The sequence below is a fragment of the Psychroflexus sp. MES1-P1E genome, assembly GCF_002836055.1.
Taxonomy (GTDB): Bacteria; Bacteroidota; Bacteroidia; order Flavobacteriales; family Flavobacteriaceae; genus Psychroflexus.
This window is the reverse complement of sequence record NZ_PJBS01000316.1, coordinates 1-12,850: the sequence shown is the minus strand read 5'-3', so window position 1 is coordinate 12,850 and position 12,850 is coordinate 1. Positions and strand designations below refer to the sequence as shown.

The window sequence follows — 12,850 nt, the reverse complement described above, 5'->3', positions numbered from 1 at the left end:
TATGAGGACCTTAATTTTAAAATCAGCATCTAGTTACTTGCTTCCGGTATTATTAATCTTCTCTGTGTTTATTTTACTTAGAGGTCATTATTTACCAGGGGGAGGATTTGTTGGTGGTCTCGTTGCCGCGATTGCTTTTGTTTTGCATGCTTTTTCCCATGGATTGGATAAGACGAGAACCATATTAAAATTGCATCCAGGGTTTTTGATGCCATTAGGTCTTTTAGTGGCTTTCTTAAGTGGAATTGCTCCAATGGTTTTTTCAGATTTGCCTTTTATGACCGGACTTTGGGCGGAAAATCCAATACCAGTCATCGGCGCAATTGGGTCAGCGTTATTTTTTGACCTCGGAGTATATCTAGTCGTGATAGGAGCGTCCTTAACGATCATTTTTACAATTTCAGAATCTGCTTAAATGGAAATACTCTTAGCAATTATTACTGGTGTTTTGTATGCCTCTGGTATTTATATGATTATGCGTCGAAGCATGGTGAAACTTATTCTGGGTATCATCCTTCTTGGAAATGGAGTGAACTTGTTGATATTTGTTTTAGGTCGTATCACCAAAGGGAAGCCTCCAATTATAGATTCTGCAGAAAAAGTTTTAGAAGGAGTTTATGCAGATCCAATTCCACAAGCCTTAATACTCACAGCCATAGTCATTAGTTTTGGGTTACAAGCCTTTGCTATTATACTTATGAAGCGAACTTTTAAAGTCCTTAAAACAGACGACTTAGACCAACTTAATACTACAGACGAAGATTCATGACAAACGATATCATTATACTACCGTTAGTGGTTCACCTGTTTTTCAGCATCGTATTGATGTTTTTCTGGAACAAAGTGGATTTTCAAAAAATCTTTAGCGTAGTTGCCAATTTTATAGCTCTAGTTGTCGCCATTTGTGTTTTTGTTTTTGTGTATAATAACGGTACACAAGTGGTACAATCTGGAAATTGGGAAGCGCCTTTTGGAATTGTATTCGTGGGAGATATGTTGGCGGCGACTTTAGTTTTACTTACCGCTATTGCAGGTTTTGCAGTATCTATATTTTCTACGATATCTGTTATAAGAGCTAGATTGAGATTTGGGTATTTCAGTGTATTTCATTTTTTGCTCTTAGGGCTAAACGGAGCCTTTTTAACGGGAGATATATTTAACTTATATGTGTGGTTTGAAATCATTATTATCAGTTCTTTTGTCTTGATAAGCATAGGGGGAGAAAAAAATCAATTGGAAGGTGCTGTTAAATATTTTGCACTTAACTTCTTTGCGTCTATGATTTTTTTGACGGCTCTGGGAGTTTTGTATGGTTTGGTAGGGACTTTGAATATGGCAGATATTTCATTGAAGATTGCTGAAGTCCAAAATAGGAACTTAGTGGAAATAAGTGCTGTTTTGTTTCTGGTTGGTTTTGGGATCAAATCGGCGATATTTCCTCTGTACTTTTGGCTTCCCGCCTCTTACCACACCCCGCCATCAGCAGTTTCTGCAATATTCGCAGGACTGCTTACCAAAGTTGGAGTTTATGCTTTAATACGTGTTTTTACACTGATTTATGGGGGAGATGGTTTTTTGAATACCTTGCTCTTAACCCTCGCTATCATGACTATTTTTAGTGGTGGTGTTGGGGCTATTATTCAAAATAATATCAAGAAGGTATTCATGTACTTTATCATTTGTCATATTGGGTTTATGATTGGAGGTTTAGCCTTATTTACGGAAGTTGCTATGGCAGGCGTTATCTTCTATCTCATTCACGATATCATCATCAAAACGAATTTATTCCTGATAAGCGGTTTGATTTATAGAATTAAAGCTACAAATAACATGAAGAAACTAGGTGGTTTGTACGCCAATTATCCCAAGTTGAGTTTACTCATGGCAATTCCATTATTTTCTCTTATTGGTATACCCCCGCTATCGGGGTATTGGCCTAAAATTTCATTGATTTTAGCAAGCTTAAATGCAGAACAATATTGGTTCTTTGGAGCCTTAATCTTTGGAAGTTTAATCACTCTTATAGTTATTGCCAAGCTTTGGTCGGAGGTTTTTTGGAAAGATCAACCAAAATTAAGTCTTCCCAAAAAGTTTATTTATTTTGACCAACTTAGGCTGGGACAAAAATTCACCTTTATATTCCCTGTGGCTTTTCTAACTTTTGTAACTTTATATATTGGATTTGGAGCGGAACACATTCAGCAGTTGTCTCAGAGAATAGCTTCAGAATTAATAAATAACGAATTATATATAGACGCTGTTTTAAAAAGATAAGTCAAAATGAAAAGTAAATTTTTATCTAACATTTTGTTGACTCTCATTTGGGTATTTTTGACTGGTGGTTACGAGTTCAATAATTTTCTCTTTGGATTTATTTTGAGTTTTATTATCCTTTGGATTTTAAGCGGCGCGGAGGATAAAAACAGCAAAAAATATTTTAAGATCATTCCTAGGATCATTTCATTTATTTTCTTTTTTCTCTGGGAACTCACCAAAGCAAATATTCAAGTCGCCTACGAAGTCAGTACTCCAAAATTTAATATGAAGCCTGGCATTGTTGCCGTCCCTTTGGACGCCAAAACAGATTTAGAAATTACTCTTTTAGCAAATTTGATAACGCTTACACCAGGGACACTTGCTTTAGATGTCTCTACAGACCGCAGTGTACTTTATATTCATGCGATGTATGTAGAGGATAAACAAGAATTTATAGCAGATATTAAGACAGGATTTGAGAAACGCTTATTAGAAATATTACGATGAACGTACACGATTTTTTATATTATATCATTTTACCAATCCTTTCCATTTCCTCACTTTTGGTTTTTGTGAGGTTTTTTAAAGGGCCTAGCATTGTAGATCGTGTTGTTGCTTTAGATTTATTAATTACTATTGGAATTGGTATTATAGCGATTTATAGTGTCATAAGCGATAAACCAACATTCCTTGACATTTCTCTGGTTCTGGCTCTAATTGCTTTTTTAGGAACCGTAGCCTTTGCATATTACTTAGAAAAACGAAATAAAAATGATTGATATCCTCATTTGCATCACTTCTGGACTTGGAGCGCTTTTTGTTCTATTGGCAGCTGTTGGTACTTTAAGAATGCCAGATCAATATCTTAGAATTTCTGTCAACACCAAGGCGGCAACTCTTGGTGTTGGATTATTACTGGTCTCTGCTGCTCTATTCTTTTTAGAAATTTCAGTGTTTACACGTGTGGTTACTGTAATCATATTTATTTTAATCACTGCTCCTGTGGGAGCACACCTTATAGGTAGAACCTCTTATTTTATAGGAAATGAGCTATGGGGTGACTCTGTTATTGATGATTTGAAAGGTAAATACAATAAATCTACCCACGAATTAAAAGGAGAAGATAAAGAAAATGAAAGTGAAAATGAAAAAGATTCAATCCCTAAAACTTAAATTTCCTAAGACTTTACAAAAGAAAATTGATAGACGTAAAGACGAAGGGTCTTTCCGAGCGCTTAAGATTTCAGATCCAACCTTAGTTGATTTTTCTTCAAACGATTACTTAGGTTTTTCTAAAAAACAAAGTATTTCTGAATTTGCTCAAGATAAACTTAAAGAATACTCCAGACAGCTTCATGGGGCTTCTGGTTCAAGACTGCTTTCTGGAAACTATCCTTTAATTAAAGATTTTGAAATCTACTTAGCCAAGCAATATGATGCTGAAAGTGCCTTGGTCTTTAACTCAGGTTATGACGCTAATTTAGGCCTTATCTCATCTGTTGCACAATCTCATGATTTGATTTTATATGATGAATTGAGCCATGCCTCTATAAGAGATGGAATTTCGTTGAGTCCAGCTCGTTCTTATAAGTTTAAACATAATAATCTAAAAGATTTGGAAGCTAAACTTTCCAAATTTCAGAATCAATTTGAAACCATTTATGTTATTACAGAACATGTTTTTTCAATGGATGGCGATGAAGTAGAGGTAGAGGCCGCCATAGAGGTTTGTGAAACTTATGGAGCTTGCTTTATTTTGGATGAAGCTCACGCTATAGGAACCTTGTCAAATACAGGGTATAGAGATTATGGGAATAAGATCTTTGCTCGAATTATTACTTTTGGTAAATCGTTTGGATCCCATGGCGCTTTTATAGTCGGCTCTCAGGATTTACAAGATTACTTGATCAATTTTGCTAAAAGCTTTATTTATACCACTGCTCCAGGTCAAGATACCATAGCTAGAAACTGGGCAGCCCATGATTATCTGAGAACGGAATCGCAAGATTTTGAAAGCTTAAGGTCTATTATCTCTTATTTTTTAGACACTTTAAAGACCCATAATCTAGCGAGCTATTTTATAGAAAGCAATTCGGCCATTCAATCCTGTGTGATTGGAGGAAACCAAAAGGTAAAGACAATTTCAAAACAACTTCAGACAGAAGGCTTTGATGTAAGAGCCATCTTATCACCAACAGTCCCTGAAGGGAAAGAGCGTTTGCGCTTTTGCCTACACAGTTATAATACAGAAGCTGAAATTTCAAAAAGTCTAAGTAAATTATCAAAACTTTTAAATTAGACTTATGAAATTCTTTTTTGCAAGTAGTGCGTTTTTACTTTGTTATTTACTACATGCGCAAGAAATCAAAGGGAAAATTGTAGATGATAAAGACAATAGTCTATCTGGGGCTACTATTTATTTTGATGGAAGTACAGTTGGTACTCTAAGTAGAGGAGATGGAACTTTCGCTATCGAGTATAAAGAACAATCCAACCTTACACTAGTCATAAGATTTTTAGGCTTTAAAACATTTTACCTACCCAACCCAGATCCAAAATCGAATTATGAGATAAGCTTAACTCCTAAAGAAAATCAATTAGATGAAATCGTTTTGGACGCATCCCCTTTTACTCAAGAGCAAATGCTAAGAGCTTTCAAACGCGATTTTCTAGGAAGAACCAAAGCTGGAAGAAGAGCCTCTATTTTAAATGAAGATGATATTCGTTTTTATTACGATATAGAGGTGAAAAGCCTTTATGCTTCAGCTAGGCAACCCATTGAAGTGATAAATAAAGAATTGGGTTACAAAGTAGAATTTGATCTCGTAGATTTCATTTCAGATTTTTATAGAGTATCTCTGGATAAGAATGATCAAAAAACCAATTATTTTGGAGGAACTTCTTTTTTTGAAAATATAGCAGAAGAAGATCGAAGAATAAAAAAGAAACGCTTAAAAGCATATAAAGGTTCTTCCATGCATTTTTTTAAAAGCTTATGCTCAGGTCAGTTGGAAGAAAACAAATTTCAACTCTTTCATAAGAGTTTTCAAGTGCCAGCTTCAAGTGTTTTTGAAATTAAAAAAGTAAAACGAAAGGTACGAGCATCCCGAGTTCCAAAAGTGGAAACTTACGAAGATAGTTATGAAATTATTATTCTAGGAAATAATTTTGAAAACCTGAATATTGACAGTGCTTTACTCAAAAACAAATTCCAAAAACAAGTATCTTTACTTCATAAAAATGAGCGTTCTGATATCACTTTTAAGACCAAAGTTTTTTATGTAGATGATTATGGAAATCACACGCAAATCAGCACTATTTTATTTTCTGGAGACATGAGTAAGGGTAGACTCGGAAACATGCTCCCTACAAATTATCAACCACATGACTAACACCTATTTTATTACTGGGATCGGCACTGATGTCGGTAAAACAATAATTTCAGCAGTTGTGACTGAAGCTCTTCAGGCAGATTATTTTAAACCCATACAAGCAGGAGAATTGGAGTATTCTGATACTGATAAAGTCAAGGCTTTAATCTCGAACTCTAAATCGAAATTTTTCAATAATGTCTATGCTTTGAAAACACCAATGAGCCCTCATGCCGCTGCAGAGATTGATGAGGTCACCATAGATATAAAATCTATAAGTAGGCCAAAAACTCAAAACCATTTGGTGATTGAAGGTGCTGGAGGCTTAATGGTTCCCTTAAATGACAAAGATTGTATCATCGATTTAATTGAAAAAACAGATAAAATTATTTTGGTTTCCAGACATTACTTAGGAAGTATTAATCATACATTACTCTCAGTGGAAATTTTAAAAAACCGTGGGTTTTCTAATATAGGTATCCTTTTTAATGGAAACGAACATCCAACTACTGAGCGTATTATTTTAGAAAAAACTCAACTCCTATGCATGGGACGTATCCCGGAAGAAAGCCAAATTTCAAAAGAAATTATTTTAAAGCATGCGGGACGTTTACAGCTGAATTTAGAAAATTTTTAAGCCTTCTGAATTAGATTCAGAAGAGTGAATACTTAGCCTCCTTAACTTTGCAATACATACAAGAATATGAAACTTTTTGGGAAGTCTCTTACATTACCTTTTACCAAGCCCTCTATTTCTAAAAGGGACCAAAAGTATATTTGGCACCCTCTTACTCAGCATAAATTAAATCCAGAGCTTCTAGCGATAAAATCGGCTAAGGGAGCGATCCTAAAAGATGAATCTGGTAAAACCTATATAGACGCTATCGCTTCTTGGTACACGAGTATGTATGGCCATTGCCACCCTGAAATTGTGAAAAAGGTAAAGGCTCAAATGGATACTTTAGATCAGGTGGTTTTTAGCGGTTTTACCCATGAACCCGCAGTAGAATTGTCTGAGAAATTGATGGAGATTTTACCTAAAAATCAAAGCAAACTCTTTTTTAATGATAATGGCTCTACGGCAACAGAGATTGGTATAAAAATGGCTCTACAGTACCATCATAATCAAGGAAACGACCGTAAAGTCATGTTAGCTTTGGAAGATGGATTTCATGGAGATACATTTGGAGCCATGTCGGTCTCCAGTTTATCTGTCTATAATGGCGCTTTTGAAGATCATTTTATAAAAGTGATTAGACTCCCTAAACCAGATGGTCAAAATAATGCTGAGGTCATTAAGCAATTGAAGTCAGTTTTAAAAGAAAATACCATTGCAGGCTTTATCTACGAGCCTTTGGTTCAAGGAGCTGCTGCCATGAAGACATACGACCTTAAAGGATTAGAGGAGATTTTGAAATTGTGTAAAGCTCAGGATGTGATTTGCGTTGCCGATGAGGTCATGACAGGTTTTGGAAAAACAGGTAAGCATTTTGCTTCAGACTACTTATCACAAAAACCCGATGTTATGTGTTTAAGTAAAGCCCTATCCGCTGGTATGGTGGGTATGGGAATTACAAGCTGTACCAAAAAAGTATACAAAGCCTTTTATGCCGATGACGTCGCCAAGGGTTTGTTTCATGGTCATACCTACACGGGAAATCCTTTAGCCTGTGCTGCTGCTATTGCAGGCATTGAACTACTTCAATCTCAGGAGATCCAAGACTCTATTAAAACCATCATGAGTCTTAATCAATTGTTTGCTGATAAAATGCGTAAGCATCCTATGGTTGGAGAGGTAAGACAGATTGGGGTAATCCTAGCTTTAGATCTAAATTTGGAAATGGAGCGCTATGGCAATGCTCGCGATGAAATGTTTCAATTTTTTATGAGCAAAGGAATTTTTTTAAGACCTCTGGGAAAAACCATTTATATTTTACCTCCTTATATAATTACAGAAGCGCAGTTGGCCAAGATATACGCTGTGATTGAAGATTACCTCAGTATTATAGAAGAAAGAGCTCTTAAAGCTTTATCAGTTTAAGGATTTATTTTTGGTTGTTTTAGCCTATGATTGTCGCAAGATAGACCCCTGGAGACCTTAAACTAGAATCATAGCAAAAAGGAGACGCTGTACTTTCAAATTGAGCAGCATTAGTATCTAAATTGCTTTGACCTATAGCAGAGGGTAGTAATAACTTAGTTTATAATGAAAATAAAGGAAGAGGTTTTAGGGTAAACGACTCATTGTCATTCAAAAAAGTAAACTCAGGTTAATTAATTTGATAGCTTTTTGCATGAAAAGTGGTGATAGTATTTTACCAAAAACTAATAGTGTATGAAGTTCAGATCATCTTAGCGATGTTCACAGTGTTTATGTTACAGGTGCTGTTTGGTTAAAACCTATTGATTATAGTGAAGTTTGTGTGAGGAGGATATCTATGTGTATAACAGGTGACTATCCTGCTCTAAGTGTTTTTACTTAATTTTACCTTACCATAGATTAACTAAAACAAAAAACCTACAGAAAAGCTCCAAACTTCATTGAATTGGTCACCTGCTAGTTCTTTGTCGATGTCGTTTACGCTTTTTTCATAGCGGGCTTGTATCATAAAATTTTGACTGAGCTTATAGCGCAACCCCCCTAATAAACCCAGTTCCAAACTCTCGTATCTGCTAGTTTGGTCTATCGTTTCAGTTCCACTTATTAACTGGCCTGAGCCATCTATAAATCTTGTTTCTTCTTCTTCTTCAGCATTTACCAAATAACCAACCTGCACACCACCTTCTATCCAAAGCTGTTCAATAAGGTTATAACTTACTAAAACTGGTAAATTAATATATTGCATTCTGGTGAGACTCTTAATCTCATCAATATCTACTTCTTCAGAATCAAATCTTTCCGAAAACCCTTGTTCAGAATAGAGCAACTCAGCTTGTATGCCGAGCTTAGGCAAGATTTTATATAAACCATACCCTCCTATATTCATAGACGTTCTGGTTTCGTAGTTTGAAACTTCATCCCCAGAGATATTCGATAAATTGAGACCTCCTTTAAATCCGTATTCAAAATACTCTTGTTGAGCATGTGAAGTTATAGTGACTAATAACAAGGTGACAACAGCTGATAATGAAAATTTCATGATAATAATTTTATATAAAATTAGACTTTTATAAGGGTTTGTAAATCCTCATTAATTCAATTTTAACCTTGCAGGGTTTTATTCTAAGTTTTAAGAAGGCGATTTGAAAAATGAGCAACTTTTGTTACAATAGAACGTCTATTTATAGCTTTAATTTGCATAAAATAATTTATTATGGAATGGATTATGAATCCTTGGCCTTGGTATGTTTCTGGGCCCCTTATTGCTTTAGTTATGTTTGCTTTGCTATTTGTAGGTAAGCAATTTGGGATGTCTTCCAATTTAAGAACAGCCTGTTCTATCGGAGGAGCTGGTAAAGCATCAGATTTTTTTGATTTTGATTGGAAAAAAGAACGCTGGAATCTCATTGTGGTTTTAGGGGCTATTATTGGAGGGTTTTTATCAGCTAATTACTTGTCTGATAATACAGTCAATATCAATCCTGAGGTTGTTATTAAACTGGAATCTTATGGAATTAACAGTGCTGGAAAATCGTATTTGCCCACTGAGATTTTTGGCGCTGAAAGTTTGAGCGACCCTAAAATTCTTGCCGTTTTACTACTAGGCGGATTTTTAGTCGGTTTTGGATCTCGGTATGCTGGGGGATGTACTTCTGGGCATGCTATTTCTGGTTTAAGCAATTTGCAACTTCCTTCATTAATTGCAGTAATTGGATTTTTTATAGGTGGATTGATCATGATTAATTTTATTTACCCCTTAATTTTTTAAGCATATGAAAACCTTGGTTTATTTAATTATAGGTGTCTTTTTTGGTATTGTCATATACAAATCTGAAGCAGCGTCTTGGTTTAGAATTTATGAAATGTTTGAATTTGGGTCCTTCCATATGTATGGTATTATTGGTTCTGCTCTAGCCATAGGAGTAATTGGCATTCAGATTATTAAACGTCGAAACATCAAAGCTTTAGGAGGGCAAGACATGCAATTAAACCCTAAAGCTATGAGTATACCACGTTATTTATTTGGTGGAATCTTATTCGGATTGGGTTGGGCGCTTGCAGGTGCTTGTCCTGGCCCTATGTATGTTCTCGCCGGAGCGGGTTATGGTTCCATTCTAATAGTGATTTTTGGTGCGCTTGGAGGTACATTTATCTATGGACTCCTCAGAAACAAACTTCCACACTAGTATTAAAAATCCTTTAATACTGAAAAGCTTTGTTTCTTAACGAAGCTTTTTTTGGAGAAGGTTTAAACTTTTTCTAATTTAAGTAGTCTTACTTGATAAAGCTGAATAGCTCAGTTTTACTGACTCAATATTAAATCAACTATGTTCAAAAAATTACTGTACTACACGTGTGTAGCAGGAATGCTAGTTTCGATGTCATCGTGTTCTATCCTTCAGGGTAAAAAAGATGATAAGTCTGCCTCTCAATCCAAGGAAAAGCCCAAAAATGGTATTAAACCTTACGGAAAAATCATTACGAAAAAGGCGAAATCAGATGAAGGATTATTTACTGTTCATAAGGTAGACGAAGATTACTTTTTCGAAATCCCAGATTCACTTTTCAATAGAGAGATGTTAATGGTAACTCGTATTGCTCAAACTGCTCAAGGCATGGGCTTTGGAGGAGGGAAGCAAAACGAACAAGTATTGCGCTGGCAACGTAAAGGAGATAAAGTTAATCTTAGAGTTGTTTCCTACGATATTGCAGCGGCGGACTCTTTACCTATTTATGAAGCGGTAGTGAATTCCAATTTTGAACCCATTTTATATTCTTTTGATGTAAAAGCTTACAAAAAGGATTCTATCTTTAATACAACGGTTATAGATGTTACGGATTTATTTAAGAAAGATGTCGAAGCTATTGGTTTGCAAAGTAGACGAAGAAAACCTTATAAAATTTCTAGACTAGATGACAGTCGTTCTTATATCGATACGATAAGAAGTTATCCCGAAAACATAGAGATTAGACACGTCAAAACTTACAATGCAGGCAAACCACCTTCCAATTCTAGTACGGGTTCAGTTTCATTGAAATTTAGTAACTCAATGGTCTTATTGCCAAAAGAACCTATGAGACGACGTTATTTCGATCAACGTGTAGGCTGGTTTACAAGTAATCAAACAGATTATGGTTTAGATAATCAAAAGTCTGAAACGGTAGAGTATTTAGACCGTTATCGTCTTGAGGTGAAAGATGAAGATCTTGAGAGGTTCAAAAATGGCGAGTTAGTCGAACCCAAAGAACAGATCATTTATTACATAGACAGGGCTACTCCAGAAAAATGGAGAAAATATATTAAACAAGGGATAGAAGATTGGCAAGTGGCCTTTGAAGCTGCTGGCTTCAAAAATGCTATTATTGCTATGGATCCTCCTACAAAAGAAGAAGATCCAGATTGGAGTCCTGAGGATGTTAGGTATTCTGTAGTGAGATATCTAGCTTCTCCAATACCAAATGCGAACGGACCTCACGTGAGTGATCCAAGGTCTGGAGAAATCTTGGAATCGGATATCAATTGGTACCACAATGTGATGACCTTGCTTCGCAATTGGTTCTTTGTGCAAACTGCAGCAATCAATCCAGAGGCCAGAGGTGTTGAATTTAAAGATGAGGTAATGGGACGTTTAATTCGTTTTGTATCGTCTCATGAAGTTGGCCACACTCTTGGACTTCCTCATAACATGGGAAGTAGTGTTGCTTACGGTGTTGAGGACTTAAGAAGTCCAGAATTCACTAAAGAATTTGGTACAGCTCCTTCCATTATGGATTATGCAAGATTTAATTATATCGCTCAACCTGGTGATGGAGATGTATCTTTAATGCCAAACGTTGGACCTTACGATAAGTATTCAATTGCTTGGGGATATAGACCTATTTTGGACAAATCACCAGAAGAGGAAAAAGAAGTTCTTAATCGATGGATCTTAGAAAAAGCGGGAGATCCTATCTATAGATTTGGAAAACAACAATCTGGAGGTGTGATCGATCCAAGCTCACAAACTGAAGATCTTGGTGATGATTCTATGGAAGCTAGCACTTATGGTATTGAAAATCTTAAAAGAATTGTTCCAAACTTAATAGAATGGACTGCAGAAGATGGTAAAAACTACGAAGACTTAGAAGATCTATACAACCAAGTTTATAGACAGTATAACCGTTATATGGGCCATGTTGCTGCTAATATTGGGGGTGTTTACGAAATCTATAAAACTTACGATCAAGAGGGCGATGTTTATACACACGCGCCAAGAGATAAGCAAGTAAGAGCTATGGAATTTCTTCAAGCAGAATTGTTTGAAACTCCAGAATGGTTGATCGATACAGACATTTTCAACAAAATACAATTTGATGGCTATCTTGAAAAAATAAAAAGCTATCAGGAAAGAGCTTTAAATAATGTTCTAGACTTTGGTCGTTTCGCAAGAATGATGGAAAACGAAGAGTTAAACGATGATGCGTATACCATTGTAGAAATGATGGAAAATTTAAGAACTGGTCTTTTCAGCGAATTGAGACGTGGTGAAGACATCAGTAGAATTCGTAGAAACCTTCAGAGAGCTTATATTGGAAGGATGCATGAGCTTATGACAGAGGAGCAATCTAGTATTCCTACTCAATTCAGAAGTTACATCAACCGAAGTAATATCGATGTAGAGACTAGTGACATTAGACCTCTTGTAAGAGCAGAGTTAACTACTTTACAAGTAGATATGAGAAGAGCAATCAATAGAACTAGAGATACAATGACAAGATACCATCTGCAAGATGCAGTAGAGCGAATTGAAAAAATTATCAATCCAGATGCCTAATTAGGTAGTGATTAAGATTTTAAAAGCCACTTTTATAAAGTGGCTTTTTTTGTGTCGCATCTTTATTTTTTTTAAAATAAATTATCATGAAATACTTATTTTTTGCCTTTTTGGTAACGACTATGTTCGCTTGTCAAGATTCTTCTAAGCCCAAAACCAGAAAGACTAAAACCGAAATTGTGATGGAAGAAAATTCAGTAAAAATTGTCAAACAAGAGTTTTGGAATAGGCTCTCAAATAAAAGGAAAAGCTTTTTAAGGTAAAGTTTTGGAAGCTCCAGAGGGAGATGGTTTTAGAGGAAAAGACTT

Annotated in this window: 15 protein-coding genes; 14 read left to right on the top strand and 1 reads right to left on the bottom strand. The window is 35.6% G+C overall.

Annotated elements, in window-relative coordinates; all coding sequences use genetic code 11:
* The first annotated feature begins 1 nt into the window (after position 1).
* From CXF67_RS13035 to bioA, 10 genes are all read left to right on the top strand, one after another.
* Positions 2–415: a Na+/H+ antiporter subunit B gene (locus CXF67_RS13035; protein ID WP_015023669.1), complete on the top strand. Its 414-nt coding sequence runs from the start codon at positions 2–4 to the stop codon at positions 413–415.
* A complete protein-coding gene (locus tag CXF67_RS13030) occupies positions 416–769 on the top strand; it encodes a Na+/H+ antiporter subunit C (protein ID WP_015023668.1) in 354 nt (117 codons plus the stop codon).
* Positions 766–2,274, top strand: a complete 1,509-nt coding sequence (locus CXF67_RS13025) for a proton-conducting transporter transmembrane domain-containing protein (protein ID WP_102089139.1) — start codon at positions 766–768, stop codon at positions 2,272–2,274. Before CXF67_RS13030 ends, CXF67_RS13025 begins: the two co-directional genes overlap by 4 nt.
* Before the next feature lie 6 nt (positions 2,275–2,280).
* Entirely contained in the window at positions 2,281–2,763 is a 483-nt protein-coding gene (locus tag CXF67_RS13020) for a Na+/H+ antiporter subunit E (RefSeq protein ID WP_102089138.1), read from the top strand.
* The gene (locus CXF67_RS13015) at positions 2,760–3,035 is read left to right on the top strand and encodes a cation:proton antiporter (RefSeq protein WP_015023665.1); all 276 of its coding nucleotides are present in this window, start codon (positions 2,760–2,762) and stop codon (positions 3,033–3,035) included. The genes CXF67_RS13020 and CXF67_RS13015 overlap by 4 nt, the downstream gene beginning before the upstream one ends.
* Positions 3,028–3,429 carry a monovalent cation/H(+) antiporter subunit G gene (gene mnhG / locus CXF67_RS13010; protein ID WP_102089137.1) on the top strand — a complete coding sequence of 134 codons (402 nt, stop codon included), beginning with the start codon at positions 3,028–3,030 and terminating at the stop codon, positions 3,427–3,429. The genes CXF67_RS13015 and mnhG overlap by 8 nt, the downstream gene beginning before the upstream one ends.
* Positions 3,401–4,555, top strand: coding sequence for an aminotransferase class I/II-fold pyridoxal phosphate-dependent enzyme (locus CXF67_RS13005; protein ID WP_102089168.1), 1,155 nt, complete (start codon positions 3,401–3,403; stop codon positions 4,553–4,555). Before mnhG ends, CXF67_RS13005 begins: the two co-directional genes overlap by 29 nt.
* A 4-nt stretch (positions 4,556–4,559) precedes the next feature.
* Positions 4,560–5,648 carry a carboxypeptidase-like regulatory domain-containing protein gene (locus CXF67_RS13000; RefSeq protein ID WP_102089136.1) on the top strand — a complete coding sequence of 363 codons (1,089 nt, stop codon included), beginning with the start codon at positions 4,560–4,562 and terminating at the stop codon, positions 5,646–5,648.
* Positions 5,641–6,264 carry a dethiobiotin synthase gene (bioD, locus tag CXF67_RS12995; protein ID WP_102089135.1) on the top strand — a complete coding sequence of 208 codons (624 nt, stop codon included), beginning with the start codon at positions 5,641–5,643 and terminating at the stop codon, positions 6,262–6,264. The genes CXF67_RS13000 and bioD overlap by 8 nt, the downstream gene beginning before the upstream one ends.
* 66 nt (positions 6,265–6,330) lie before the next feature.
* Complete coding sequence (bioA, locus tag CXF67_RS12990; protein WP_102089134.1) at positions 6,331–7,668, top strand: adenosylmethionine--8-amino-7-oxononanoate transaminase; 1,338 nt, start codon at positions 6,331–6,333, stop codon at positions 7,666–7,668.
* 463 nt (positions 7,669–8,131) lie between these two features.
* On the opposite strand, the gene CXF67_RS12985 is transcribed toward bioA, so the two are convergent.
* Positions 8,132–8,767: a porin family protein gene (locus tag CXF67_RS12985; RefSeq protein WP_102089133.1), complete on the bottom strand. Its 636-nt coding sequence runs from the start codon at positions 8,765–8,767 to the stop codon at positions 8,132–8,134.
* A 174-nt stretch (positions 8,768–8,941) separates the two neighbouring features.
* Between CXF67_RS12985 and CXF67_RS12980 the strand changes: the two genes are divergently transcribed.
* From CXF67_RS12980 to CXF67_RS18285, 4 genes are all read left to right on the top strand, one after another.
* On the top strand, positions 8,942–9,496 hold the full coding sequence (locus CXF67_RS12980; protein WP_102089132.1) for a YeeE/YedE family protein: 555 nt from the start codon (positions 8,942–8,944) through the stop codon (positions 9,494–9,496).
* Between the two features lie 4 nt (positions 9,497–9,500).
* Entirely contained in the window at positions 9,501–9,914 is a 414-nt protein-coding gene (locus tag CXF67_RS12975) for a DUF6691 family protein (RefSeq protein ID WP_102089131.1), read from the top strand.
* A 141-nt stretch (positions 9,915–10,055) separates the two neighbouring features.
* On the top strand, positions 10,056–12,542 hold the full coding sequence (locus CXF67_RS12970; protein ID WP_102089130.1) for a zinc-dependent metalloprotease: 2,487 nt from the start codon (positions 10,056–10,058) through the stop codon (positions 12,540–12,542).
* Positions 12,543–12,628: 86 nt separating this feature from the next.
* The gene (locus tag CXF67_RS18285; protein WP_180957962.1) at positions 12,629–12,805 is read left to right on the top strand and encodes a hypothetical protein; all 177 of its coding nucleotides are present in this window, start codon (positions 12,629–12,631) and stop codon (positions 12,803–12,805) included.
* The last annotated feature ends 45 nt before the right edge of the window (positions 12,806–12,850 follow it).